The following is a 26,634-nucleotide window of genomic DNA, read 5'->3' on the forward strand; positions in this document are numbered from 1 at the left end:
CGTCAGTTTTTCGCGAGCGCGAGCTTGCCGTAGTCGTGACCGAGATGCGCGCACAGCGCTTCGACCACGAGTTCATGATCGGCGCGCTGCGGCAGACCGGACACCGTGATCGAACCGATCACGCCCGCCCCTTCCACCGCCAGCGGAAACGCGCCGCCGTGCGACGCGTACTCGGTGGCCGGCAGTCCGTGCTTGTCGGCGAGCGTCGCGCCCGCGAGCTGCATTTTCAGACCGATCGCGTACGAGCTACGGCGAAATTGCGCGACGGTGTTGCCCTTGCGACGCGCCCAGTCGACGTTGTCGGGCGTCGCGCCGTCGAGCAGGCTGAAGAATAGCGGCTGGCCGAACGTTCGCACGTCGATTGCAGCGGCAATGCCGCGCGCTTTCGCGACTTCGTGCAGATACGCGCCGACTTGCCACGCGCGGTCGGCATCGAAGCGGGGAAACACGAGGGTTTTTTCCTGAATGGCGATGACCTGCAGGTCGTGAGCGATATCCATGGGGTTCAGAACGGGTCGGGGCATCAGAGTCAAAGGGGCCGCCGTCGTGAAGATCCGGCGAGCCGCGTGGAGAATCTGAATTCTAGCGCAGCATCCGCGCACGGCTTTCCAGAGCCTTTCCGATAGGCGACGTCGCGCGGGCAGAGCGAAGCGCAATGAAGCCAATTCTTACATGGCTATTGCGCTGACCGTATGGCTGGTCTATAATCTTTTCTTCGACGGACGCGGGGTGGAGCAGTCTGGCAGCTCGTCGGGCTCATAACCCGAAGGTCGTAGGTTCAAATCCTACCCCCGCAACCAACCGAAATCATTGAAGGGTTACAACGCATCGGCGTGTAACCCTTTTTTGTTTTTGTGGCCTTGGTCTGGTGATCCCCTTGACCGCCCCTCCCTCAGGCGAAAAAAACGCGTCAACTGAATGACGCGCCAAGCTACGGGGCAATGTACAAGAGAGAAAAGATGACTGCGGTGGACGCGGTGGCCTCCATCTCAACCATCAGGACCGATGCCATCAGCGCATCCAAAAATCGACTGTCAATCAATGTCGGACACGACGGCGCTCGCCGCCTTGGACGTCGTCTCGCGCAGCCCCTGTCGGCGCCTCAGTAATCCCTCGCCCCGGTGATAAACTCCTATCACCCTTTCTCGTCCCCTTTCCAATGAAATTCTGTTCTGTCTGCGGCCACGGCGTCAGTCTGAGCATTCCGCCGGGCGACAATCGCGAGCGCTTCGTATGCGGCAGTTGCGGCACCGTGCATTATCAGAATCCGCGTAACGTGGTCGGCACCGTTCCCGTGTGGGACGACAAGGTGCTGCTGTGCCGTCGCGCGATCGAGCCGCGCTACGGTTACTGGACACTGCCCGCCGGCTTCATGGAAATGGGAGAAACGACGGCCGAAGCCGCCTCGCGCGAAACGCTCGAGGAAGCCGGCGCCCGCGTCGAGGTGCAGAACCTGTTTTCGCTGCTGAATGTGCCGCACGTGCATCAGGTACATCTGTTCTACATGGCGCGGCTGCTCGATCTCGACGTCGTCGCCGGCGAGGAAAGCCTCGAAGTGAAGCTGTTCGAGGAGCACGAGATTCCGTGGGATGAGATCGCGTTTCCGACCGTCGGCCAGACGCTGCGCTTTTTTTTCGCCGACCGCGCGGCCGGCAGTTTCGGCCTGCATACCGGCGACATCTTCCGCTCCCTGCGCGAAGGCTGAGCGGCGCGCATGGTTCCCTGGCTCGGAGCTGACGACCCGTTTCCGCCCGTCGAGCGCGCGCTCGGCGCCGCGAGCGGCGCGCCCGGTCTGCTGGCGGCAAGCGGCGATCTGCTGCCGTCGCGCCTCATCGACGCGTATCGGCGCGGCATCTTCCCATGGTATTCGGACGGCCAGCCGGTGTTGTGGTGGAGCCCCGATCCGCGCATGATCCTGCGCCCCGCCGAGTTCAAGGTGTCGCCATCGCTGCGCAAGACGCTCAAGCGCGTGTTGCGCGACGACGCGTGGGAAATCCGCGTCGATCACGATTTCGCCGCCGTGATGCGCGCCTGCGCGCAGGCGCCGCGCCACGGTCAGCGCGGCACGTGGATCACCGCCGACGTCGTCGAAGCCTATTCGTCGCTGCACCGCCTGGGCGACGCGCACAGCATCGAAACCTGGCTCGAGGGCAAGCGTGTAGCGGGATTGTATGGCGTGTCGCTCGGGCGGATGTTCTTCGGCGAATCGATGTACACCGACGTCACCGACGGCTCGAAAATGGCGCTGGCCGCGCTGGTCGGCCACTTGCGACGTCACGAAATAGAAATGATAGACTGCCAGCAGAACACGTCGCATCTGGCGTCGCTCGGCGGCCGCGAGATAGCGCGCAAGGCGTTTGTCGCGCATGTTCGCGCGTCTGTCGGCGCGCCGGCTATCCCGTGGCGCTTCGACAAGACCGCCCTGCTCGACATCCTCGCGCGGGCGGCGTAGGAAAAATCAGGCCGAATCCGGTCCGCCGCCCATCGAATAGCGGCATCAACCGCCGGGCGTGCCGGGTTTGCATTACCAGAGACGCTTCGAGAGCTGCCAACGTGACTCATCCCAACGAGCTGCCTCTTTCTCCGCTTTCCGCGCTGCAATTTTATGCAACGGCGCCCTATCCCTGCAGTTACCTGGACGGCCGCATCGCGCGCTCGCAGGTCGCCACACCCAGTCACCTGATCAATTCGGACGTCTACACCGACCTCGTCAAGGCGGGCTTCCGGCGCTCGGGCGTGTTCACGTATCGCCCGTATTGCGACGGCTGCCGCGCGTGCGTGCCGGTGCGCGTGCCGGTCGAGCGTTTTCAGCCGAACCGCACGCAGCGGCGTGTATGGAGAAAGCACGGCGACCTGATCGCGACCGTCGCGCCGCTGCACTACGACGAGGAGCATTACGCGCTGTATATGCGCTACCAGTCGGCGCGCCACGCGGGCGGCGGCATGGATCGCGACAGCCGCGACCAGTACGAGCAGTTCCTGCTGCAAAGCCGGATCAACTCGCGGCTCGTCGAGTTTCGTGAGCCACCGCCGCTGCAGCCCGATGGGCGACCTGACGCGCGGGGCGCGCTGCGCATGATCAGCATGATCGATATCCTCGGCGACGGGTTGTCGTCGGTGTACACGTTCTTCGAGCCGAGCCTGCCGCACGCGAGCTTCGGCACCTACAACATCTTCTGGCAGATCGAGCAGGCGCGCAGCCTGAACCTGCCCTACGTGTATCTCGGCTACTGGATTCGCGAAAGCCCGAAAATGGCGTACAAGGCGAATTTCCGGCCGCTCGAAGGCTTGATCGACGGCGCGTGGCGCGTGCTCGATCCGGCCAGCATCGACCTGCCGCCGGTCGATTTCGCGATGCATGGACGACGCGGGCCGCTCAGGCCGTAGTCGAGGCGCCGTCCGTCGAGTCGTTGCCGGGTCCTGCGTCGCCGGCAACGCCCCCACCAGTCTCATCAAAGCCCAAAGCCGGTAAAATAGCGGGTTCCCATTTTCCGGCCGTCCGGCTTCATCCCGTGCTCAGCTCCCTTTATCCGCTCGTTCGCGCCCAACTCTTTCGCATGGACGCGGAAGACGCTCACCATCTGACTTTGCGCATGCTCGGCGCCGCCGGTCGCACCGGCCTCGCCGGCGCGCTCGCGTCGCGCGTGCCGGATTCGCCGCGCACCCTGATGGGCCTGACGTTCCGAAACCCGGTCGGACTCGCGGCGGGCCTCGACAAAGACGGCGCGTGCATCGACGGTCTGGCGGCGCTCGGCTTCGGCTTCATCGAAGTGGGCACCGTGACACCGCGCGCGCAGCCGGGCAATCCGCGTCCGCGCATGTTCCGGCTGCCGCAGGCGAACGCGGTGATCAACCGGATGGGCTTTAACAACGCCGGCGTCGACCAGTTCGTGAAGAACGTCCAGGCCGCGCGCTATCGCGGCATCCTCGGTCTTAATATCGGCAAGAACGCCGACACGCCGATCGAGCGCGCCGCTGAAGACTATCTGTACTGCCTCGAGCGCGTGTACCCGTTCGCGAGCTACGTGACGGTCAACATTTCGTCGCCGAATACGAAGAACCTGCGCCAGCTGCAGGGCGCCGACGAACTCGACGCGCTGCTCGCCGCGCTGAAAGACAAGCAGCAAAGACTCGCCGACATGCACGGCAAGCTCGTGCCGCTCGCACTGAAGATCGCGCCCGACCTCGGCGACGAGCAGGTCAAGTCGATCGCCGACACCTTGCTGCGCCACAAATTCGAAGGCGTCATCGCGACCAACACTACGCTCTCGCGCACCGCCGTCGCCGGCATGCGGCATGCTGACGAAGCCGGCGGCCTGTCGGGCAAGCCGGTGTTCGACGCGTCGAACGAGGTGATCCGCAAGCTGCGCGCCGAAGTCGGCGAGGCGGTGCCGATCATCGGCGTCGGCGGCATTTTCTCGGGCGACGATGCGCGCGCGAAGCTCGCGGCCGGCGCGTCGCTGGTGCAGCTTTATACTGGTTTCATCTACCGCGGTCCGGCGCTCGTCGCCGAATGCGCGCAGGCGTTGCGCTAGGCATCCGCGCCGCCGCATATAGACATAAACAAACGGTATTTAGGTTGCGATAGGCTCGTTTGCTATGCTCTCGACCGTCAAAACATCAGACGTACAAGGAACACGATGAAATTCGGCCTATTGAAGAAACTCCTCGCCACCGCGCTGATCGGCGCGTCGCTGAGCGCCGTTACCGCGCACGCGGAAGACCTGCTCGACCAGGTCAAGCAGCGCGGCACGCTGCGCATCGGTCTCGAAGGCACCTTCCCGCCGTTCAACTCGAAAGCGCCGTCGGGCGAGCTGGTCGGCTATGACGTCGACATCGCCAAGGCGGTCGCGGCCAGGCTCGGCGTGAAGCCCGAGTTCGTCACGACCGAGTGGAGCGGCATCATCGCCGGTCTGCAGGCGGGCAAGTTCGATGTGATCGTCAACCAGGTCGGCATCACCGACGCGCGCAAGCAGACGCTCGACTTCTCCCCGGCGTACACGTACTCGGCGGCGCAACTGATCCAGCGCAAGAACGACACGCGCCAGTTCACCTCGCTCGAAGACCTGAAGGGCAAGAAGCTCGGCGTCGGTCTCGGCACGAACTACATGGACATGGCGAAGGCAGTGCCGGGCATCGACGTGAAGACCTACCCGGGCGCACCCGAATACCTGCGTGATCTGGCCGCCGGCCGGCTCGACGCGGCGTTGAACGACCGTCTGATGCTCGCGTACCTGCTGAAGAACTCGAACCTGCCGCTGCGCACCGGCGCGAACGTCGGCCCGGGCAACCCGTCGGGCATTCCGTTCAGAAAGGGCAACCCGAAGTTCGCGCAGGCGATCGACGACGCAATGACCCAGCTCGAAGCGGACGGCACCTTCACGAAGATCTCGGACAAGTGGTTCGGCATCGACGTCAGCAAGCCGATCAAGTAACACGCGTGGAGTCGAACGAAGGGCGGCATCGATCACGATGCCGCCCTTCGCGCTTTTGCGGCCCACGCGAGTTGCGAGAGCCGCGGGAGCCGAACCGCGCGCCGCGTATACCCCGAGCCGCATCGCGCGGCCCGCGCCTGAACGCGCGCCAAAGTTTATGATGTGCGCTTTGTGCGTCAATAAGAACAATGCCCATGTCCATCACATCCCTGCTGCTCCAATCGCTGCCGGTGCTCGCACAAGGCGCGCTGCTGACGATCAAGTTCGCGATCCTGTCGATGATCTTCGGCCTGATCGGCGGCGCCATGCTCGCGCTGATGGGCATCAGCCACAGCCGTCCGCTGAACTGGATCGCGCGCGTCTATGTGAGCGTGATGCGCGGCACGCCGCTGCTCGTGCAGATCTTCGTGATTTATTACGGTCTGCCGAGCTTCGGCATTTCGCTCGATCCGACGCCGGCCGGCGTGATCGCGCTGTCGGCGAACGTCGCCGCGTATCTGTCCGAGAGCATGCGCGGCGCGATTCTGGGCATCCACCAGGGCCAGTGGCTCGCCTCCTACAGCCTCGGGCTGTCGCGGCGTCAGACGCTGCGCTACGTGATCGCGCCGCAGGCGCTGCGCATCGCGGTGCCGAGTCTGTCGAACAGCCTGATCAGCCTGATCAAGGACACCTCGCTCGTGTCCGTCATCACGGTGACCGAGTTGCTGCGCAGCGCGCAGGAAATCATCGCGTCGACCTACCAGCCGCTGCCGCTTTATCTTGCGGCCGCGGCCGTGTACTGGGTGCTGTGTCAGGTGCTCGAGTGGGCGCAGCGCTGGTACGAGCGGCGGCTGTCGCTGCCTACGCGGCACTGAGCGCCGCCCACTCCCTTTCGTTGGCCCCAGCGGCTCATTCCCCAGCGAACTTGAGCCCCAACGCCGCGCGCGCCGCGTCGCCCATCGCGATCATCTGTCGCGACGTGTCGTGCGGCATCAGCGGACTCTCCAGCACACCCGCGCGAATCAGCTCGCAAAAGTGCGCGGTCTCGTAGTTCAAGCCGCCGCCTTCGAACGGTTCGTCGAGTTCGACGACGCGGCCATCCGCATAACGGATCGTCGCGCGCGACGGGTTCCACCACGGCTCGTGCAGCGTCACGTGACCGCCTTGGGCCATCAGCAGCGCATCGCCCTTGCCATGCAGATCGAGCCCGCAGAATAGCTGCGCGATACCGCCGCGCTCGTGCAGGCTGTTCAGACTCGCGAACGTATCGACGCCGGTCGCGCCAAGCCGGCCGAAGGTCTGCACGTCGCGTGGCGCGCCGAGCCAGTCGACCGCGAGAAACATCTCGTAGATGCCGATATCGAGCAGCGCGCCGCCCGCATGCTCGAACGACAGCGACGGATGATCGGCCGGCACGCCCGGCACCGAGCAGCCCGCGCGCACGAGCCCGACCTCGCCGATCGGCTCGGCCGCGAGGTGCTCGCGCAACCTTCTGTAGAGCGGATAGAACGGCGGCTTCATCGCTTCCATGAAGAGCCGTTGCGAAGCGCGCGCGGAGTCGAGCACGCGCTCGAGCTGCGGACGATTGATACACGCGGGTTTCTCGCACAGCACGTGCAGCCCCGCTTGCAACGCGGCGATCGCATAGTCGGCGTGACTGTCCTGCAGCGTCGCGATATAGAGCGCGTCGATGCCGCTCGCGAGCAGAGTGTCGAAACTGTCGCAGACGGCGCCGCCGAATTCATCGGCGAACGCCTGGGCCGGTTCCACGCGACGCGACCACAGCGCCGCGAGCCGCGTCCGCGGCACGAACGCGAGCCCTTGCGCGAAGCGGCGCGCAATCCGGCCGGTGCCGACGATCCCCCAGCGGATCTCGCGCGATGAAGCGGTGTCCTGCGCTGCCCGATCGGTCGGTTGGGTGCTGGCTGCGTGCGGTGCCGCTGTCGTATCTGTCATCGTGTGTGCAAAGGTCCATGCGGTTCGGAACAGCCGCTATTGTCACCGATGCCGCTTGCGAACGCGGCGAACCCGGCCAATCGAACCATGCGGCATCACTGCCGCGCACCGACCTTCGACACCCCACCCCGCCGCTCCCGCCGGACATTGACATACGCTCAGTCCGCGCTCGCAATCACGCTCAAACCCGCGCCGGCGGCTCCGCGGAAAACCGCCCGCCGACCTCCTCGGCCGCGTAATCGATCATCGCGAGCGCAGCGATCTCGGCCTCCTTCGGATCGCGCCGCTCGATCGCTTCGATGACGCGCTGATGCGATGCGATCGCACTCTCCCACAGCCCTTCCCGGTCGTGCACGATCGGATTGAGGGTCGACAGCGCGCCGCGAATGATCGCCGCCATCTGCTTGAAGAACTGGTTGCCGCTCGCGATCACGATGCGCGTATGGAACAGCTCGTCGGCTTCCTGATAGCCGGCCTCGCCCGGACGGATCATGCGAAACGCCTCGAACGCCTCGCGAATCGCCGCGACTTCCGCGGCACTGCCGCGCGCGGCCGCCTGCGCCGACGCGCGCGGTTCGATCAGCATGCGAAACTCGATCACGTCACGCAGAAACATCGGATCGGGCTTTGCGCGGAAACGCCAATTGACGACGTCCTCGTCGATCATGCGCCAGTCGCTCATCGGCCGGATGCGCGTGCCGATCTTCGGCCGCACGTCGAGCATGTCGCGCGCGAGCAGCATCGATAGCGCCTCGCGCATCACGGTGCGGCTCACATCGAATTCCTTCGACAGCACATCCTGCGGCGGCAGAATCGCGCCGTATTTTTCCTCGACGATGCCGCTGACGAGCCCGTCCATGACTTTGCTCACCAACGAGCGATCCTTGTTTGCGTGTTCCATGACATATCCCCGAAGCGGTGTTGACCCCGCGTGGCCTGTTGATTGAAGGGCCCGTACGTATCTGTTATGCCAATAGAATCGTTTTTCGATACGTTGCAAGCTTCGAAACGGATGCGCCAGTGGGACACTTCCTGACAGGGTTATCCCTCTGAAGATTTGTTTCGTTCGTGTAACGCCATCTGTTTCGCCAGGCACAAAGCTCGCTCGTCAAAGCGTGCCTGCGTTGTGGGGTTTGAATTGTGCGCATTCGCACGTTGGCGTGATGAAATTGTCTGATTTGCACGGACGTGGTCGGACGCCTGCGTGTTCCGGCGAACAAAGATCGGCTCCTGCGCCTCCGACAGCACGCTGACGCCGAACAGCTCGGCGTCCATCAGCCGTGCAAGCGCACGATGTCGTCTTCGCCGGGAGCGCCGCCCGACTGCACCTCGATGATTTCCAGCGGCGTCTTGCCAGCATTTTCGAGCCGATGCCTGACGCCCAGCGGAATCAACGTCGACTGATTCTCCGACAGCAGGAAGCGCTCGTCGCCGTCCTTGCTCGACGCGTCCCACACCGAGTCCCAGGCGCCGGTGTCCGACCAGCCCGCGTCGAACGGCACCGTCACGCCGACGAGACGCGCGTCGGTGCCGATGCGCTCCATCACCGCATAGTCGACTGAGTCGGACGGACACGCGGCGAACGCGTCGCGCGCGAGATGCAGCGCGCCGGCCTCGTCGATGCTCGCGCCTGCGAATGCGTCCTTGCAGGCCGCCGCGATCAGCGGACGGCACAGGCCGATCGCGTCGAGCCACACCGACGCGCGCACCACGAACATGCCGCTGTTCCACCAGTACTCGCCCGACGCGAAGTAGCGCTCGGCCAGCTCGGCATCGGGCTTCTCGACGAAGCGCTCGATCGTCCGCGCGCCCCGGTTTCCCAAAGCCGCGGCGGTGCGGATATAGCTGTAGCCGGTCGCCGCGCGCTGCGGCGGCACGCCGAGCGTGACGATCGCGTCCCGCGAAGCATGCGCGAGCGCTTCGTTGAGCGCCGCGCCGAACGCCGCTTGATCGGCGATCGGATGATCGGCGGGCAGCGCGACCAGGATCGGATCGTCGCCGGCCGCGGCATGCGCGCGCGCGGCGAGCGCCGCGACGGTCAGCGCCGGAGCGGTGTCGCGCGCCATCGGTTCGAGCAGTATGCGCACCGGCTTTCGGTACTGCTCGACGCGCTCGAGCGTCGGCAGCCGCAGTTCCTCGCAGCAGACCACCAGCGGCGCGGCGGGCGGCGTGGTGCGGGCCGCGTCGGGCGCGGCCGGGTCGAACGCGTCGTCGAGGCGGCGCAGCGTCGCTTCGAGCAGCGACTGGTCGCCCATCAGCCCGATCCGCTGCTTCGGATTGCGTTCGCGCGACAGCGGCCACAGCCTCGTACCGGAGCCGCTCGCGAGAATCACCGGTTGCACGGTCAGTTCGCGCAGCGCGGCGGCGGTCCCAGCCTGCGGCGCGGGCGGATTACCTGGTTCTACCATTCGATTCATTTGCGATCCTGTCGAATCCAGATCCTGTTCACGGGCCGGCATGACGCCAGCAAGTGCCTCGTGGTCGCAAGCGTGTTCAGTCGTATGCGCGCGACGCACGCTGCGGCCTGGGCGCCCCTGTCTGTCCGCGTGCTCCCTATGCTTCTCCGAACGGACGCAACGCCCCCGCGGCGCGATGTTCATCGTGCCTGTGCAGCTCGCCGTCGAGCGCCGCGCTGTCGGGCTGACGCAGCTTCGTGAAGCCGCCGCGATAGACGTTCTCGACGTACGACATGATGTTTTCCTGCGCCACCGACGACAGGATCGCGTGATCGGTGTGCTTGCAGAAGGCCACGTGAATGCGCGTGAAGCGCGCGAGCCGCGTGCCGCGCACGCCGAAGTAGCGCTCGAGCTCCTCGACGCCTTCGTCCAGCACACCGAACACCAGGTGCGTGTCGACGCCCCGTGCTTCGAGGTTCGCGAACAGATGCCGCTCGTCACGCGCGCCGAATTCGAGGCCACACAGTTGCTCGATCCGGTCGGCCAGCGTTTCGCCGGTCCGCGCGAGCTGGCGTACCACCAGCTCGCGCACGAGGCCCCAGCCGCCCGTCTCGCCCTTGAGCACGCGCAGCCATTTGCCCGGCTGCTTCATCGAGCGCATGTAGTTGCGCGTCGAGCCGAACGCGGACACCGGGATCATCGGCTTGCCGTGTTCGTCGCAGACGTTACGCCATCTGAACTTCTGCACGTTGACGATCACCGCGCCCACCACCGCCGCTTCGCGCATCGCCGCATGCAGGCCGGTGTAGGCGCCCGAGCAGATGCCGAGCAGCAGCGCGCCCGCATGACCGCGCGCGGCAAGCCAGCGCGACGCGTACGCGGCGTCGCCGACACTCGACTGAGAGTACAGCGCGTCGAGGCTCAACGTGTCGCACGACGGCATGCTGTCGCCGACACCACGGACGTCGATGCGCAGCGACGCGATCCCCTGGCGTGCGAGACGCCGCGCGAAATGTACGCCGAAACGCCCATTGCCGATCCGCGACACCGCGCCGGTATTGAGCAGCAGCACCGCCGGGGCGCGCGCCGCCGCGGCGCCGTCGGGCCGGCAGTAGATGCCGAACACCTTGCCCTCATTCAGCCACACCGGCGTCTCGTGCAGCCTCGGCGCGACATAGTGGCCGCCCGCCGGCTCTTCCCCTCGCTCGGGCACGCGCGCCACCGTTTGGGCCGTTTGGGCCGTTTGCGCGCTCCCCGCCAGCAGCCAGTTCTCGATGGTCTCGAACGCGGCGTGCGGTATTTCGCTTTCGAGCGGTTCCATCATGAAGCGGCTGTATTCGTCGAACGGGTGACGCTCGAGCTCGACGCCATGTTCGCTGTAATGCGCGGCGAGCGCACCGGCGCGAGCCGGGTTCAGTGAATCGAGCAGCAGCACGCGCGCGGCCGGCCGGCTCGTCGCGCGATACAGATCCGCCGCGTGCAGGCTTTGCAGCGTGTCGCGATACATGCGAAAGCCATACGCTTCGACGAACTCGTCGGTATCGGGCTCGACCACGCAATCCATCGCGGCCGGATCGTTCAACCACTGCCGGTAATGCGCGCGCAATTCGCGCTGGTAAGTCTTGCCCGACAGCACCGGCGACATCAGCACGAGACCGTGCACATCGCCAAGTTCCTGCGCGGCAAGCGCGGCCAGCATGCCGCCGAGACGCAGACCGCACACGCTGACACGCTCGACGCCGGTCGCCTCGCGCAGTTGCGCGACCGCCTGCTTGACGCTGTCGATCCATGCGCGCCACAGGCCGGCGTCGGTCGGGTCGCCGGCTGAATCGCCGGTCGCCGGGTAGTCGAAGCGCAGTACCGGCATGCCGCGCGCGGCGAGGCGCTCGGCGAGCCGGCGCATGCCGCGATACGTGCACAGCGTGTCGTAGCCAAACGGGGAACACATCACAACGCCATCCGGGCCGTTCGCTGGATGCAACCAGCCGAATTTGCCGTCGAAGACGATGGGTCTCACGGTCCGCTCCTTACTCTTCCTTTTCAAATGATTACAACAAAGGTGCTCTCGCGCATATGTGCGTCGCGCCACATTAGTTTGGGTTCCGAATCGCGCTGCGCTGGCGTGTGTCGATGAGCGTGCTGTGCAGTGCAGCATGCCCCGCGTGTGGACCGACACGCGGCGGATCGCGTCGGTCATGCGCTGTGGTCGATGCCGGCGGCTGCGTGCAGCGTGCCGCGAGCATTACGTGATGGAGACGGCGCGGGCGCGCTTAGGAATGCTCCGCAATGCGGTGCGCGCGGCCGGCTCGTGGCTAACCACTGCGCTACCCTATGAGCTTTGCCATTTAACCCCCTGCCGATCGCGGCTATCTGTACGGCCACCCACACAGTCACGCGGCGCCCGGGGGCAAGATGCAAGACCTGCGACGCGTTGATGCCGCCGCGTATGTCCGCGCGGCCCTTCTCACCGGCCCGGCAATGGAACATGGAACGAAGCATCGTCAGGAACATCTTCATCAACCTTGCCGGCGCCGTCGCGCCGACCTTCGTTTCCCTCGTGACCGTGCCCACCTACATTCATCTGCTGGGCGCCGAGCGTTACGGGGTGATCAATCTGGTGTGGGCGCTGATCGGCTACTTCAGCGTCCTTGATCTGGGCACCAGTCTGGCGACGGAAAACCAGATCGCCAAGGCTCGCGCGGCCAGCGACGATTCGATCGAACCGATTTTCTGGAGTGCGTGGTTCATGAATCTCGGTACCGGCATCATCGGCGGCGCGCTGATCTATGCCGGAGCCATTGTCTACATCACCTACGGCGTGAAAATCGAGCCGACGTTCCAGCATGAAGTGATGGCGAGCCTGCCGTGGATCGCGGTCGCTGTGCCGATCGCGAACGTGACCTGGGTGTTCGCGGGCGCGATTACCGGCGTCGAGTGCTTCACGAGCTACAACATCAACCAGACGCTCGGCACCGCGCTGTTCCAGTTGCTGCCGATCGCGGCGGTCCTCTGCTTTTCGCCGTCACTGGCGATCGCGATTCCAGCCGCCGTGATCGCGCGTTTCGTCGGCGGCCTGATGCTGGGCGTGGCCGCCATTCGCGCGCTCGGCATTCGCCGTATGCGGATGCCGCAATGGCGCTTGATGATCGGGCTGTTCCGCAACGGCCGCTGGCTGCTGATGTTTTCCGGCGCCAACATGATCGCGTCGACGCTCGACCGCGTGTTCATCGGCGGACTGCTCGGCGCGCGCTTCGTCACTTACTACGCAACGCCGCAAAACCTGATCAATCGATTGAACCTGCTGCCGCTCGCTATGGTGCGCACCCTGTTTCCGCGACTGTCGGCGGCGTCGCGCGAGGATGCGGATGCGCTCGCGCACAACGCGCTTGCGTTTCTCAACGGAGCATTTACGCCATGCGTGATCATCGCGCTGTTCGCCCTGAAGCCGTTTTTGCTGCTGTGGCTCGGACCGCAGCTCGCCGCCGCGGCGCCGGTCGCGAGCGTGCTGATCCTCGGCGTGTGGCTGAGCGGCCAGTCGAGCATCCTCGGCAGCCTGTTGCAGGCGCAGACCCATCCCGTGGCAGTGGCGAGCGTCAGTTGGCTTCAGTTGCCGTTCTTTACCGGCGCGTTATGGTGCGGCATCCACTGGTTCGGCATCATGGGCGCGGCGGTCGTCGTCGTGCTGAAGGTGCTGCTCGATTACTCGGTGTTGCTCGCGTTCTCAGGGCTGCATGCATGGACGATCGTGCGCAACATGCTCGCGCATCTCGCGTTTCTGCTCGTCGCGCTCGCGCTTGCGGATTCGATCAGCGCGTTGCTGCTGGCGATCGTCGTCGCGCTCGCGTTGAGCGCGGCGAACTTCGGCATGTCGCTGCGCGGGTCGAGCGAGTTGCGCGACGCGCTTTACAGGCTCTGGCTGCGTTGCGCGCCGTCGTCCGGACGGGCACGAGGCTGAGTCCCGGCGCGCGCAATCAATGACGCCGGTCCACCGCTCGTTCACGGTCGGTGGACCTGGATGCCAAGGCTGAAAACACGTACCCAGCCGACCCGGCATCACAACAGTTCGAACGTATTGACGAACGGTGCGCCGTCGCGCTCGCGGCGCCTCGGACCGAAGCGCGCCTGAGCGCCGCGCACCTGACGCGTGAGACCGATGAACGGCATACCGTGTTCGAGGTACGGTCCCTCCGTCTTGCGAAAGCCGAACTGCTCGTAGAACCCGCGCAAACCAAGCGGTGCGCTCACGCGCGTGGCGCGGCCCGGCCAGCGTTGGGCGACCGCTTCGAGCACACGCTCGATCAGCATCTCGGCGGTGCCGTCGCCGCGCCGCAGCGGACTCGTCAGCACCTTGTCGATCGTCACTTCCGGATCTTCGGAATCGCCGGGCTGCACCCGCGCATAGGCGAGCACCGGCATCGGCCGCGCCATGTCTTCGACCGCGAACACATGCAAGGCCTGCTCGTCGCGACCGTCCGCGTCGAGGCACACATGCGACTGCTCGACGACGAATACCGCACTGCGCGCACGCAGTACGACATACAACTCACGTGCAGATAGCTGATCGAACTCCAGCGTTTTCCAGTTCATCACGCCCCCGGCTGTCAAAATTTTCGGCGGGTCCGGCGATGCCTGCCGTGCGCGACGGCAGGCCGATCCATGACGGTCCCTCATCATCGACTACACGGTAACGTGCGCTAAAGATGTGTTTCCGTGCGCCATCGCACTGACGCTCGGGGTTGACGATCCTTAAATACGAGCCAACGAAGCGCAGCCTTGCCACGTTCGCCCGGTATCGCAGATGGCTTCACGCAGGCCCGCCTGCAACACTGCACTGCACCATCGCGAACGCACGCCGCGGTCTTCGCACCGCACGAAACTACACACGAAAATCAGGTGCCGACGTCATTCGACCCCGGTACCCATCGGCAGACCTTTGACCATAAGGGAGCACTGCATGAAAACTGCATTGAGACGCATCCTGTCCGAATCCGCACGCCTGGATGTCCCGCTGGAAAGCCTCGCCGACGACGCCGACCTCTATGCTGCCGGACTCTCATCGCTCGCGACCGTGCATCTGATGCTTGCCATGGAAGACGAATTCAACGTCGAAATTCCTGACCGTATGCTGACGCGCCGCCTGTTCTCGAGCATCGACTCGATGGCCGCCGCGATGACGGAGTTGCAGCAGGCCAAGGCGGCAGCATGAGTGCGCCGCTGCTGGATCAGGCCGCCGCAGCGGCCTGCGGGGCGGCCTCGAACTCGGCTACTGACGCCCGGACCGGCGACGGCCGGGGCGCTGCCACCGGGACGCTGAGCGCGCTCGATACCGGTCCCGAATGGCGTGCTGCAGCGCATCGTTGCGCGGCGATCGCCGCGCAGTACGCGGACGCCGTGGACCGCGAGGCGCGCTTTCCGGTCGAGGCGTTCGACGCGCTCAAGGCCGAGCGTTTGTTGTCGGCGATGGTGCCGACCGCTTTCGGCGGCGCGGGCCTGTCGCTTGCCGATATCGGTGCGATCTGCGAAACGCTGGCGCAGGGCTGCGCATCGACGGCGATGATCTATGCGATGCATCAGATCCAGGTCGCGTGCATCGACTCTCATCGCGGCGCCTCCGCCTGGCAAGCGAGCCTGCTTGCACAACTGGCCGAGCAGCAATGGTTGCTCGCGTCGGCGACGTCGGAAGAGACGATCGGCGGCAACATGCGCACGAGCGCGTGCTCGGTGGAGCTCGATGGCGCGCGTTTTCGGATCGAAAAGCTCGCCCCGACGATCTCGTACGGCGCGCACGCCGACGGCATCCTCGTGACCGCGCGGCGCACCGCCGACGCGGCCGCGTCCGACCAGGTGCTGATCGTCGCGCTGCGCGCCGATACGCAGCTCGAGCGGCGCGGCGGCTGGGACGCGATGGGCATGCGCGGCACCTGCAGCGAGGGCTTCCGGCTCGTCGCGACCGGACTGGCCGAACAGATCCTCGCGACGCCGTTCGCCGACATCGCCGATCAGACCATGCTGCCCGTGTCGCACACGCTGTGGGCCTCGGTATGGACCGGCATCACCGTCGACGCGGTCAATCGCGCGAAAGCGTTCTTCCGCGCGCAGGCGCGCGCGAAGCCCGGCACGATGCCGCCGGCGGGCCTGCGGCTCGCCGAAGCGGTCGGGCTGCTGCAGATGATGCAGGCGCGTCTATCGGTCGCGCTGGAGGCCGCGCGCGCCGCGCATCAGGCACGCGAGGGCGCGACCCAGGCGGACGCCCCGCTCGCGGCGATGCTCGGTTTCGCGTCGGACATGAACACGCTGAAGACCAGCATTTCGACCACCGCGCTGCAGGTGGTACAGGAAGTGCTGATGATCTGCGGCATGGCGGGCTACAAGAACGGCACGCCCTATAGCGTCGGCCGCCATCTGCGCGACCTGCACTCGGCGCCCTTGATGATCAATAACGACCGTATCGCGCAGAACACCGCGAGTCTGCTGCTCGCGCAACGTCCTGCCGCGCCGGGGAGACCCTGAATGAAGCTGATGACCGATACCGCCGCTATCGCCGCGGCCGCCGCCGCCACGGACGTGGGGCCTTCGCTCACGCTGCGCGACGAGATGCTGGCCGCCGGCCTGCTGATCGACACCGGTGAAAACGGACTGTATGGCCGCAGCCAGGTTTTCGAGGACGTGATCGAGCGACTGAACCTCGCGATTACGCAGCTGGGTAAAGATCAGCAAGCCGAAGTATTGCGTTTTCCGCCCGCGATGCGCCGCATCGACTTCGAGGATAGCGAATACCTGAAGAGCTTTCCGAATCTAGCGGGCACCATCCATTCGTTTTGCGGCGACGACATGGGCCACCACCGTCTGCTGCGCGCGCTCGACGATGCGATGGCCGACAGCGACGACGACCGCGGCGACGCGTGGCTCGCGCAACAGAAACCGACGCGCGTCGTGCTGACGCCGGCCGCCTGCTATCCGATCTATCCGGTGATGGCGCGGCGCGGCGCGCTGCCCGCCGACGGCCACACCGTCGACGTGCTGTCGTACTGCTTCCGTCATGAGCCGTCGCTCGATCCGGGCCGCATGCAGATGTTCCGTCAACGGGAATACGTGCGTCTCGGCAGCCCCGAGCAGGTGATGGCGTTCCGGCAGATGTGGATCGAGCGCGGCTCGCTGCTTGTGAAGCTGCTAGGCTTGCCGGTCGAAGTCGATCTCGCGAACGATCCGTTCTTCGGCCGCGGCGGCAAGATCGTCGCCGATAGTCAGCGCGCGCAGGCGCTCAAGTTCGAGTTGCTGATCGCGGTCGCCGATCCGCGCGGCAAGACGGCCTGCCTGTCGTTCAACTATCACATGGACCACTTCGGCGCGATCTGGAAGATCGCCTGCGAAGACGGCGCGACCGCGCATACGGGCTGTGTCGGCTTCGGCATGGAACGCATCACGCTCGCGCTGTTCCGTCATCATGGGCTCGACGTCGACGCGTGGCCCGACGAGGTGCGCGCGCTGCTGTGGGGCGATACCGAGACCCGCGTCGCGGATGCGCTGCAGGCGGCGCAATCTACGCAAACCGCGACCGTCGCCGGGGAGCGCGCATGAATCCATCGCCGACTTCGGCGCTTGCCGGCGCGCTCGCCAACTCGTCGCTGCCGCGACGCGCAGGCGATCCGCCGACGCATCAGCAGACCCACGCGGTGCCCGGTGCCGGCACGCAGTTGCGCGAACACGTAGCGCACGCGCTGCATCAGGGCGAACGCGTGTGGCAGGAGACCAACTGCTATGTCGATCTGTGGATCGAGTTGCTGCACGGCTTCGGGCTCGATCCGCGCGCGGCGCTCGCGTTCACGGTCACGCAGGATTTCGAAGGCGATCAATTCACGTTCTTCAAGTTTCCGCTCGATGATCTCGACCGTCTGTATGGCACCCAGGTGCAGGAGCTCGCGATCTACGACTCGCTCGAAGAACGCGTGCTCGCGCAGACGCTGCGCGGCCACACCGTGCTAGTCGAGGTCGACGGCTACTACCTCCCCGATACGCGCGCGACCTCGTATCGCCGCGAGCATCCGAAGACCACGATCGGCATCGACTTCGTCGACACCGCCGCGCGCCGCCTCGGCTATTTCCACAACACCGGCTACCACCGGCTCGAGGGCGACGACTACGACGGCGTGTTTCGCAAGCTGCCGCATTTCACCGCGCAGCCCGATCTGCTGTTTCCCTACGTCGAGTTCGCCAAGCAGGCGCGGCCCGCGCTCGAAGGCACCGCGCTCGCGGAGGCGTCGGCGGAACTACTGTGCGCGCATCTGGAACGGCGTCCGTTGACCAATCCGATTTCGCAATGGCGTGCCGCGTTTCCCGCGCATCTCGATACGCTGTTCGAGCGCGACGAGGCGTACTTCCATCTGTACTCGTTCAATCTGATGCGGCAGCTCGGCGCGAACTTCGAGTTCCTGTCGAAGTATCTGCAGTGGCTGTTCGCGCAAGGCTTCGAGATCCCGCCGACGATACCGGCCGCCGCGCAAAGCATCGCGTCGGAGTCGATGGTGATGCAGTTCCGGCTCATTCGCGCGATCGCGCGCGGCCGTCTCGATACCTGCGAAGACTGCTTCGACGTGCTTGAAAGCGCTTATGAAAAAACGCTGCCACCGCTGGCCGCTCTGGTGCGCTAATACGGTGATGCGTGGTTGCGCGCATTTCGTGCCGCGCGGTTTTTCCGGGAATTGACCGTGGATGTATCGACACTCGATCCGCCCGCTGACGAGGGCGATGCTGGCCGTGCGCGCGCGACCGGCGCGATCGCGCAAGCGCATCATGCAGGCACTGCCCGCGCCGCGCCCTCGCTATGGCCGCAACGGCTCGACACCGGCTGGGCCTGTCTGAGCACCGCGCCGCACGCCTATGAGTCGCCGGCCGATCTGCCCGCGCAAGGCTGGCTCGCCGCGCAGGTGCCCGGCACCGTCGCGAGCGCGCGGCTCGCCGCCGGTCTGCTCGATGTCGATCACCCGCCACCGCTCGCATTCGACGATCACTGGTATCGCGTCACGCTGATCGGTACGGGGCGGCGCCGCTTGCGTTTTCATGGACTCGCGACGCTCGCGCAAGTGTGGCTCGACGATGTGAAGCGGCTCGAGTCCGCATCGATGTTCATCGCCCATGATCTGGATATCGACCTGGATGGCCGCGCGACGCTCGTGCTGTGCTTTCGCTCACTGACGCCAGCGTTGGCGGCCAAACGCTCGCGTGCGCGCTGGCGGCCGCGGCTCGTGTCGCCGCCGACGCTTCGCAACGTGCGCACCACGCTGCTCGGCCATATGCCCGGCTGGTGTCCGTCGATTCAGACGGTCGGCCCGTGGCGTCCGATCGAAATGCTCGGCGACGCGCCGCACGCATTCGACACGATTGATCTGACCAGCCGGCTCGAGCAAGAGGATGGGGTTGTTTCGTTGACTTTACGTTTCGTACGCCCCCACGACGTCGCGGCCTGCCGCGCGACACTTTCTTGCGGCGACCATGTTTCGTCTTTGCAATGGCACGATGCATATACACTCACCGGCGACGTGCGCGTGCCCCACGCGAAACGCTGGTGGCCGCATACGCATGGAGAGCCCACTTTATATCCTCTGACGTTGCAGCTCGTCGACGGCAACGTGATCTCTCAGTCTCTGGGCTCGATCGGCTTTCGTCGTATCGAAGTGGACCGCGGCGCCGATGCTGCGGGTTTCGCCTTGCGCGTGAATGAAGTGCCCGTATTCTGTCGCGGCGCGTGCTGGACCAGCGCCGATCTCGTCACGCTAGCAGGCACCGAAACGCAATTGCGCCATACGTTCGAGCTCGCGCGCGCCGCTGGCATGAACATGCTGCGCGTCGGCGGCACGATGCTCTATGAGTCCGATCTGTTTTATGCGCTCGCCGACGAGTACGGCCTGTTGATCTGGCAGGACTTCGCGCTGGCGAATTTCGACTACCCGAACGATGTTGCGTTCAGCGCATTGATCGAGCGCGAAGCGAGCCAGTTCCTGAGCCGCACGCGTCGCTTTGCCTCGCTCGCGGTGCTGTGCGGCGGCAGCGAGGTCGACCAGCAGGCGGCGATGTTCGGACTGCCCGCGGCGCAGCGCGCGCAAGCGTTGTTTACCGAGCTGCTGCCCGCGCTCGTCGCGCGCGAACGTGAGGACGTGCCCTATGTCAGCAATTCGCCATCGGGCGGCGCGTGGCCGTTCTCGACCAACGAGGGCGTCACGCACTACTACGGCGTCGGCGCGTATCAGCGCCCGCTCGCCGACGTGCGCCGCGCGCAGGTGCGCTTCGCGGCCGAATGCCTGGCATTCGCCAACGTCCCCGACGAGGCGACGCTGCACGACGCGCTCGGCACGATCCACACGCACGATCCGCGCTGGAAAGCCGCCGTGCCGCGCGATCCTGGCGCAGGCTGGGATTTCGACGACGTGCGCGATCATTATTTGCAGGCGCTTTACGGCGTCGAGCCGGCGCGCTTGCGCTATGAAGATGCGGCGCGTTATCTCGATCTGTCGCGCGCGGTGGTTGCCGAGCTGATCGGCGACGTGTTCGCCGAGTGGCGGCGCGCGGGCTCGTCGTGCGGCGGCGGCCTCGTGTGGCAGTTGCAGGATCTGCGCGCGGGCGCGGGCTGGGGCGTGATCGACGCGACGGGACGGCCGAAAAGCGCGCTGCACGGCTTCGCGCAGACACTGCAGCCGTTGCAGATCACGCTCACCGACGAAGGCCTGAACGGCCTCGATATTCATCTGATCAACGAGCGCGCACAAACGTTTTGCGGCGAACTCGAACTGGTCTGTCTGCGCGACGGCAGCGTGAAGGTCACTTCCGCGCGACGCGCGCTGACGCTTGCCCCGCGCAGCCTGCAACGCATCAGTGCGGCCGCGCATCTGGGCCAGTTCTTCGATTTCACGCATGCGTACCGCTTCGGCCCACGCGCGCACGATGTCACGATTGCAACGCTCTACGATGCCGCGAGTGGCGAGATCGTGTCCGAAGCGTTTCATCTGCCCGAGCGTAGCGTGCACGCGCGTGATGACCTCGGTATGACCGTCGAGGTCGAACGTCGTGGCGACGGCAGCGGCTGGCAGCTTGCGATCGAAACGAAGCGCTTTGCGCGCTTCGTTCATATCATTGACCCTCGTTATCGCGCGGTGCGCGACTGGTTCCATCTCGCGCCGAACCGGCGCTGTATCGTGCCGCTGCGTGCGCTCGAACCGCTGCTGCCGACCGCCTTCGCGGCGTCGCCGCAAGAACTCGTTGCTCCTGCATCAAACGCGGCCTTTAAAGTGGATGAAACATGCGGGGCACCCCAGGGGGAAGTCCGCGCGATCAATGCGCTATCCGCCATCTTCTACGGCTAGTGGTCATTCCGAACTAGTCGCACGTACGCGAAGCGCCCCAAAGCTCGCTTCGCAGGTCTCGAACTGTCTGCCCGGCTCGCTCACTGTTGGCTCGAACGCGACTGTTGCCTGCTTTGAGAGGCCTTACGTGCGACAGCGCACGCACTCCATTTAACACTTCTGAATCATTTCCGGCACTTCACGAGGAGCGCTTCAAAACGTGCATGCGGCGCCAGGTTCAAATCTGAGACAGCTTCGACAGCACCCAGTTTTTGGCCGTGAAGCCTTTGATATCAAGGGATTCGCCCAAACCCGAAGCTTTCATACGATGCATTCCCCATCCGGCAGGGGTGTGCAGAACTGAAACAAAAAGCCGCTTTTACTCTCCCGACGCGCTCCGGGTTTCTTCGCTGCGCCGCATCAGCAGGCGTTTTCCCTAACGTTGGCACGGTCCTCGCTACTACCTCCACGCAACAGAGTGTCACCGCACACGAGCGCAACAACAGAGGCGGTGGCAGACAGGCCTAAAACGGGGCCGATGTGTTCATCCAGGCTGCTCGCCGGGCAGCCCACTCCCGAGGATGCGGGCATCGGATCAAATAAACGGAGAGAGTCGCGCGAGGCGCGACTTTCATGCGAGGACCGATCATGTTGACACTTCAATCCGATTTGCACGGTAACCATCTGCTGGGCGCAATGCCGTCGCACGAATGGCAGGCACTAGCTCCCCACCTCGAACTGGTTCATCTGCGCACCGAGCAACTGCTATGCGACTCGGGTCAACGGATCCATCATGTGTACTTCCCCACCACCGCGATCATCTCGATGCTCTCGACGATGGAAGACGGCAGCTCCGTCGAGATCGCCGCGGTCGGCCGCGAAGGCATGACCGGCGTGCCGGTCCTCACGGGCGGCGAAACCATGCCCAACCGCGTACAGGTGCAATGCGCGGGCTTCGCCTACCGGATGAGCGCGCAGGCGCTCAAGCAGCAGTTCGCGCGCTCCGACTTTCTGCGCCGCCTGATGCTGCTGTATATGCACGCTCTTCTGACCCAGGTCGCGCAGACCGCCGCGTGCAACCGCCATCACTCGCTCAACAAGCAACTGTGCCGCTGGCTGCTGATCGAGGTGGACCGCGTGGCGTCGAACGATCTGATCGTCACGCAGCAGCTGATTGCCGACATGCTCGGCGTGCGCCGCGAAGGCATCACCGAAGCGGCCGGCAAGCTGCACGACGAAGGCCTGATTCATCATAGCCGCGGTCATATCAAGGTGCTCGACCGCAAGGGCCTCGAAGCCCGCGCGTGCGAATGCTACGGCCTCGTGAAACGCGAATTCGATCGTCTGCTGCCGCGACTGCGCCAGGCCGAGACCGTCGAATAAGCGGCACGCGGCTAGATGACCGGGGTCGATTTGCCTATGTTCAGGATTACTGCTCGATGTCTCGACGCACTGTTCGTGATTGCAGGCGGTCTGCTCGCCCACTGGATGCGCTTTTCCGCGCCGATCGCGTTCGCCGATACCGAGCGTCTTCTGATCGCGTTCAAGTGTGTGCTGGTTCTGTTGCTGTTTCCGGGCTTCGGGGTCTATGAGACGTGGCGCGGCAAGGCGCTCGCGCCGGTGCTCGCGCGAATCGCCGCCGCGTGGCTCACGGTGGTCGCGACCGCGCTCCTGCTCGCGTTCACGCTGCATCGGACGGATGCGGTGTCGCGCCTGTGGCTCGGCTACTCGACGCTGATCTCCGGCGCGTTGATCATCGCGACACGCTGCATCATGCACGTGGTGCTGCGCTTCGTACGTCGCCGCGGCATGAACGCGCGCACCGTCGCGATCGTCGGCGCACCGGGGTTTGCGCGCACGCTGCTCGCGCATCTCGAGCATGCGCCGCAAGCGGGCTTCAAACCGGTGTGCGTGTTCGACACCAGCGTGCAAGGCCACGACGCGTATGGCGCGCGTCTGACCCGCCTACCCGTGCTGACGGATCTGGAAGCGTTCGCGACGAAGGTGCGCAATGAACGCGTGAACGAAGTGTGGCTCGCGTTGCCGCTTTCCGAGGAACACACGATCTACCGCTTCACGCGCACCTTCAGACACGACTTCGTCAATCTGCGCTTCATTCCCGACGTGCGCAGTCTGTCGCTGTTCAATCAAGCGATCGTCGATGTCGTCGGTTTGCCGACGCTGAATCTGAGCGCGACGCCATTCTCGTCGCCGCAGATGTGGCCCAAGCTGATGTTCGACCGCCTGTTCGCCGTGCTCGCGCTCATCGTGCTCGCGCCGGTGTTCGCCGTGCTCGCGATCGGCATCAAGCTCACGTCGCCGGGACCGGTGTTTTTCCGGCAGATCCGCAAGGGCGTCGACGGCCAGCCGTTCGGCATCTACAAGTTCCGCTCGATGACCGTGCACCAGGAAGAGCGCGGCCAGATCACGCAGGCGACCCGCAACGACTTGCGCGTGACGAAGCTCGGCAGCTTCATGCGTCGCACGAGTCTCGACGAGCTGCCGCAGTTTCTGAACGTGCTGCTCGGTCAGATGTCGGTGGTGGGTCCGCGTCCGCATGCGGTCGAACACGATGATCTGTACAAGGACCAGGTATACGGCTACATGCACCGTTACCGCATCAAGCCCGGCATCACCGGCTGGGCCCAGGTCAACGGCTATCGCGGCGCGACCACCAAGGTCGAGAAGATGGAAGCGCGCGTGAAGTTCGATCTCTTCTATATCCAGAACTGGTCGTTCTGGTTCGACATGAAGATCGTCTTCATCACGATTTTCAAGGGCTTTGTCGGCCGCAACGCGTTCTGACCACGCCATCGAGGCAATCGCATCCGGGAGTGTCGGTCATCGTGCCGGCACTGCGGCGCATGCGAAGTGCGGGTACTGAAGGCGGTGCGCTGAAGGATCGCCGGAATGCGCCTGCGTTCCATTCGAGAAAAACACCCAACCGGGCAACAACGCGTACACGCCGCTGCGAATAGAAGCGCCAACGCCGGCGGCCCGATCGACAGCCGCCGTGGTTGACGCAAGATGAGCAGCCGCGACGGACCACGTCATGGACGGGTCCGCCGCGCGACACCGCCTCTACAGGAACGCGCTGACATCGGTCTGAAACCGTACCGCGAGCGCCTTGGCGACTTTCTTGCTGATCGCGCGGCGCCCCGCGAGAATATCGCTGACCACGGTCGGCGACGCGATGCCGGCCAGATCCTTCTGCTTGAGACCATGCGTGATCAGCAGATGGCGCAGGACCTCGCGCGGCTCCGCTTTTGGAATCGTCAGGTTGCGCGCTTGCCAATGACCGACCAGTTCCGTCACGATCGCGTGCAGATCGGCGAGCGGATCGTTGTCGTTGCCGCTTAGATGATCGGACAGCGAATTGGCGACTCGCACCATCTGGTGATAATCCTCTTCGGTGCGAATCGGCGTGATCGGCAACTGGCTCTTCAGCGCAGCCCACGTTGCGGAGATGTCGGGAAAGGGTCCCGGAAGGCGATCGGCATTCATGAGTTTTAATTCGTCCTCGTCCAAAAGCCGTCGGCGCGTTAATCGGTGACGCGCGAATGACGACTGCCTGTTGTAGTGAATCGCCGTGACACGCCGAATTGCCGGCACGGCGAACTTCGCAGTGAGGAAATTCAGCGATCACGATAGCGAACGTCTGCTTCAGGTCGTTATGGCCACGCGAGGCATGCCGCGCCAGCGAATATCTCGCCCATAGCGCGTGGCGCGCACCCCGATGTGGTTTTTTGAAGTCCAATACTGCTTGCTTGACAATGGCCCGCCGCGGCTGGCCTTGCACGCGCGGCGCGTATCGCGCGATACGCGATACGCGCTGCCGACACAAAGCGCGAAGCGGACGCGCCCACACCAAGAGCCGCCCGGACGCGTTGGTCAGAACGGCTCGTTACTGCCCGTTGCGAAATCACTGCATGACGACGAAAACCTCTTTCTCTCCTATCGAAAACTCCACGAGGCGAGAACAGCGAAAGACCCTCACCTCATTGCCTCCACCTGCTTTTCGGCGCCGTGTCGCTGGCGATGCCGAGTTCCCGGGTCGCGAGATCGGGCTGCGCCCACCTCACCTGCTCCCCCAGCTCCATCGCCGGCAGACCCTGAGCGACCGCCGCAATCGTGCGCGTGACCTCGGCCATGAACGCCCGCCGGAACACCTGAGGCGAAAACCGCTCGGCATTCGCGCGACAGGCCGCCGGCGTGATGTACGCGCTCAGCCGCTCGAAGCGGTCGATCGCGTCGAGCATTGACACCGCCGTCTGACGCGCGAAGAAAACGCCGGTCGGGTGCGGGTCGCCGACCGGCACTACCGTTTCGAGCGCCCCGCCCCGGGCGAACGCAATGACCGGCGTGCCGCAGGCCTGCGCTTCGAGCGGCACGATGCCGAAATCTTCCTCGGCGGCGCACACGAAGGCTCGCGCACGCGCCAGATACTCCTTCAGTACGCCGAATGGCTGATAGCCGAGGACCGTCACGTTCGGTCCTGCCTTCGCGCGGATCGACGCCATTTGCGGCCCGTCGCCGATCGCGATCAGCTTGCGCTGCGGCGTGGCGTTGAACGTCTCGACGATCAGATCGATGCGTTGGTGCGGCACCATCCGCGATACGGTCAGATAGAAATCGTCTTTTTCGGTGCGCAGTTCGAATTCGTTCACGTCGACGGGCGGCGGAATCACCGCGGCATCGCGCCGATAGGTTTTCATCATGCGCCGCGCGACCGATTGCGAATTCGCGATCAGACGATCGACACCATTCGTCGACTGCGCGTCCCAGCCGCGCAGGTAATGCAGCAATACCCGCGCGGCCCACGACTTCGGCCCGCGCAGCAGATTCGCTTCGCGCAGATACTGATGCTGCAGATCCCACGCATATCGCATCAGCGAGTGCACGTAACTGATGTGCGTCTGATGAGGGCCGACCAATACGCCCTTCGCGACTGCGCAAGAACTGGTGATGATCAGGTCATAGCTCGACAGATCGAACCGTTCGACGGCGAGCGGCATCAAGGGCAAATAGGCGCGATAACGGCTGCGCGCAAACGGCAGGCCTTGAATGAACGACGTGGTGACCGGCTTACCGGCAAGCGGCGTGCGATCTTCGAGAAAATCGACGACGCTGAAAACGTCGGCGTCGGGAAAGCACTCGATGATCTGCCCGAGCACTTTCTCGGCGCCGCCGGGAGCGACCAGCCAATCGTGCACGATCGCTACTTTCATATTCCGTCCTATCTGTCACGAATCGCCACCTGGCCTCAGAGAAGAGTGTATGTGCCACGTTCCTGACTGTGCGTGCGCGTGCCCACATTCGACGTGCGACAGTAAGCGAGTAATTCGCAGACTCCGTTCGTGTCTGCAAAAACACGGCTTCATTCCGGCGCTTTCGTATGTGCACTACGCCTGACGTATCGCCTCACGCCTGCTCGCCAGTCCAGCCCACACCTTTACGATCGGAGCGCTGCGCGAGCGACGGGCGAGCGACCTCGACGGCCGCAGTGCCTCGCGTGCCGTTTGGCGATCGGAGCAG

23 protein-coding genes and 1 tRNA gene are annotated in these 26,634 nt (G+C 64.9%); 15 read left to right on the forward strand and 9 right to left on the reverse strand.

Annotation, left to right across the window (positions count from 1 at the left end):
* Window positions 1-2 precede the first annotated feature (2 nt).
* Entirely contained in the window at window positions 3-500 is a 498-nt protein-coding gene (locus tag HDG34_RS37255) for a heme-degrading domain-containing protein (RefSeq protein WP_184043993.1), read from the reverse strand.
* Window positions 501-723: 223 nt separating this feature from the next.
* On the opposite strand from HDG34_RS37255, the gene HDG34_RS37260 reads away from it, so the two are divergent.
* The 7 genes from HDG34_RS37260 to HDG34_RS37290 all read left to right on the forward strand — a co-directional run bounded on the left by HDG34_RS37260 (window position 724) and on the right by HDG34_RS37290 (window position 6,289).
* Window positions 724-800 (forward strand) — tRNA-Met (locus tag HDG34_RS37260).
* A 359-nt stretch (window positions 801-1,159) separates the two neighbouring features.
* Complete coding sequence (locus HDG34_RS37265; protein WP_090804352.1) at window positions 1,160-1,705, forward strand: NUDIX hydrolase; 546 nt, start codon at window positions 1,160-1,162, stop codon at window positions 1,703-1,705.
* A 9-nt stretch (window positions 1,706-1,714) separates the two neighbouring features.
* Window positions 1,715-2,452 (forward strand): leucyl/phenylalanyl-tRNA--protein transferase, encoded by a 738-nt coding sequence (aat, locus tag HDG34_RS37270; protein WP_184068639.1) that lies wholly within the window; start codon window positions 1,715-1,717, stop codon window positions 2,450-2,452.
* Between the two features lie 101 nt (window positions 2,453-2,553).
* Window positions 2,554-3,387 (forward strand): arginyltransferase, encoded by an 834-nt coding sequence (locus HDG34_RS37275; RefSeq protein WP_184068642.1) that lies wholly within the window; start codon window positions 2,554-2,556, stop codon window positions 3,385-3,387.
* Between the two features lie 125 nt (window positions 3,388-3,512).
* The gene (locus tag HDG34_RS37280) at window positions 3,513-4,535 is read left to right on the forward strand and encodes a quinone-dependent dihydroorotate dehydrogenase (protein ID WP_184068645.1); all 1,023 of its coding nucleotides are present in this window, start codon (window positions 3,513-3,515) and stop codon (window positions 4,533-4,535) included.
* 105 nt (window positions 4,536-4,640) lie between these two features.
* Complete coding sequence (locus HDG34_RS37285; protein ID WP_090805719.1) at window positions 4,641-5,435, forward strand: cystine ABC transporter substrate-binding protein; 795 nt, start codon at window positions 4,641-4,643, stop codon at window positions 5,433-5,435.
* A 194-nt stretch (window positions 5,436-5,629) separates the two neighbouring features.
* Window positions 5,630-6,289: an amino acid ABC transporter permease gene (locus tag HDG34_RS37290; protein ID WP_184029308.1), complete on the forward strand. Its 660-nt coding sequence runs from the start codon at window positions 5,630-5,632 to the stop codon at window positions 6,287-6,289.
* Between the two features lie 34 nt (window positions 6,290-6,323).
* Here the strand turns inward: HDG34_RS37290 and HDG34_RS37295 are convergent, their stop codons facing one another.
* The 5 genes from HDG34_RS37295 to HDG34_RS37315 form a co-directional block, all read right to left on the reverse strand.
* A complete protein-coding gene (locus HDG34_RS37295; RefSeq protein WP_221309382.1) occupies window positions 6,324-7,370 on the reverse strand; it encodes a Gfo/Idh/MocA family protein in 1,047 nt (348 codons plus the stop codon).
* Between the two features lie 181 nt (window positions 7,371-7,551).
* A complete protein-coding gene (locus tag HDG34_RS37300) occupies window positions 7,552-8,271 on the reverse strand; it encodes a FadR/GntR family transcriptional regulator (RefSeq protein WP_184068648.1) in 720 nt (239 codons plus the stop codon).
* 140 nt (window positions 8,272-8,411) lie between these two features.
* Window positions 8,412-8,645, reverse strand: coding sequence for a hypothetical protein (locus HDG34_RS37305; RefSeq protein WP_090804338.1), 234 nt, complete (start codon window positions 8,643-8,645; stop codon window positions 8,412-8,414).
* Complete coding sequence (locus tag HDG34_RS37310; protein WP_184068651.1) at window positions 8,645-9,787, reverse strand: sugar phosphate nucleotidyltransferase; 1,143 nt, start codon at window positions 9,785-9,787, stop codon at window positions 8,645-8,647. The genes HDG34_RS37305 and HDG34_RS37310 overlap by 1 nt, the downstream gene beginning before the upstream one ends.
* Window positions 9,788-9,923: 136 nt before the next feature.
* Window positions 9,924-11,783: an alpha/beta fold hydrolase gene (locus tag HDG34_RS37315; RefSeq protein ID WP_184068654.1), complete on the reverse strand. Its 1,860-nt coding sequence runs from the start codon at window positions 11,781-11,783 to the stop codon at window positions 9,924-9,926.
* Between the two features lie 468 nt (window positions 11,784-12,251).
* Between HDG34_RS37315 and HDG34_RS37320 the strand changes: the two genes are divergently transcribed.
* Window positions 12,252-13,721: an oligosaccharide flippase family protein gene (locus tag HDG34_RS37320; protein WP_184068658.1), complete on the forward strand. Its 1,470-nt coding sequence runs from the start codon at window positions 12,252-12,254 to the stop codon at window positions 13,719-13,721.
* 98 nt (window positions 13,722-13,819) lie between these two features.
* Here the strand turns inward: HDG34_RS37320 and HDG34_RS37325 are convergent, their stop codons facing one another.
* The gene (locus tag HDG34_RS37325) at window positions 13,820-14,353 is read right to left on the reverse strand and encodes a GNAT family N-acetyltransferase (protein WP_184068661.1); all 534 of its coding nucleotides are present in this window, start codon (window positions 14,351-14,353) and stop codon (window positions 13,820-13,822) included.
* A gap of 367 nt (window positions 14,354-14,720) precedes the next feature.
* Here HDG34_RS37325 and HDG34_RS37330 point away from each other — a divergent pair, with 367 nt between their 5' ends.
* From HDG34_RS37330 to HDG34_RS37360, 7 genes are all read left to right on the forward strand, one after another.
* Window positions 14,721-14,972 carry an acyl carrier protein gene (locus HDG34_RS37330; protein ID WP_090804328.1) on the forward strand — a complete coding sequence of 84 codons (252 nt, stop codon included), beginning with the start codon at window positions 14,721-14,723 and terminating at the stop codon, window positions 14,970-14,972.
* Window positions 14,969-16,276, forward strand: a complete 1,308-nt coding sequence (locus tag HDG34_RS37335) for an acyl-CoA dehydrogenase family protein (RefSeq protein WP_184068664.1) — start codon at window positions 14,969-14,971, stop codon at window positions 16,274-16,276. The genes HDG34_RS37330 and HDG34_RS37335 overlap by 4 nt, the downstream gene beginning before the upstream one ends.
* Window positions 16,277-17,344, forward strand: a complete 1,068-nt coding sequence (locus HDG34_RS37340; RefSeq protein WP_184068667.1) for an amino acid--[acyl-carrier-protein] ligase — start codon at window positions 16,277-16,279, stop codon at window positions 17,342-17,344. It abuts the gene before it with no gap.
* Window positions 17,341-18,414 carry a DUF1839 family protein gene (locus HDG34_RS37345; protein WP_184068670.1) on the forward strand — a complete coding sequence of 358 codons (1,074 nt, stop codon included), beginning with the start codon at window positions 17,341-17,343 and terminating at the stop codon, window positions 18,412-18,414. The genes HDG34_RS37340 and HDG34_RS37345 overlap by 4 nt, the downstream gene beginning before the upstream one ends.
* Window positions 18,415-18,429: 15 nt before the next feature.
* A complete protein-coding gene (locus tag HDG34_RS37350) occupies window positions 18,430-21,120 on the forward strand; it encodes a glycoside hydrolase family 2 protein (RefSeq protein WP_184068673.1) in 2,691 nt (896 codons plus the stop codon).
* 627 nt (window positions 21,121-21,747) lie between these two features.
* On the forward strand, window positions 21,748-22,482 hold the full coding sequence (locus tag HDG34_RS37355; RefSeq protein ID WP_184068676.1) for a Crp/Fnr family transcriptional regulator: 735 nt from the start codon (window positions 21,748-21,750) through the stop codon (window positions 22,480-22,482).
* A 36-nt stretch (window positions 22,483-22,518) separates the two neighbouring features.
* Window positions 22,519-23,904 (forward strand): undecaprenyl-phosphate glucose phosphotransferase, encoded by a 1,386-nt coding sequence (locus HDG34_RS37360; protein ID WP_184068679.1) that lies wholly within the window; start codon window positions 22,519-22,521, stop codon window positions 23,902-23,904.
* 276 nt (window positions 23,905-24,180) lie between these two features.
* On the opposite strand, the gene HDG34_RS37365 is transcribed toward HDG34_RS37360, so the two are convergent.
* Window positions 24,181-24,603 carry a type II toxin-antitoxin system HigA family antitoxin gene (locus HDG34_RS37365; RefSeq protein ID WP_026225425.1) on the reverse strand — a complete coding sequence of 141 codons (423 nt, stop codon included), beginning with the start codon at window positions 24,601-24,603 and terminating at the stop codon, window positions 24,181-24,183.
* A gap of 494 nt (window positions 24,604-25,097) precedes the next feature.
* Entirely contained in the window at window positions 25,098-26,327 is a 1,230-nt protein-coding gene (locus HDG34_RS37370) for a glycosyltransferase family 4 protein (RefSeq protein ID WP_184068682.1), read from the reverse strand.
* Between the last annotated feature and the right edge of the window lie 307 nt (window positions 26,328-26,634).

The sequence above is a fragment of the Paraburkholderia sp. HC6.4b genome, from assembly GCF_014200875.1.
Taxonomy (GTDB): Bacteria; Pseudomonadota; Gammaproteobacteria; order Burkholderiales; family Burkholderiaceae; genus Paraburkholderia; species Paraburkholderia tuberum.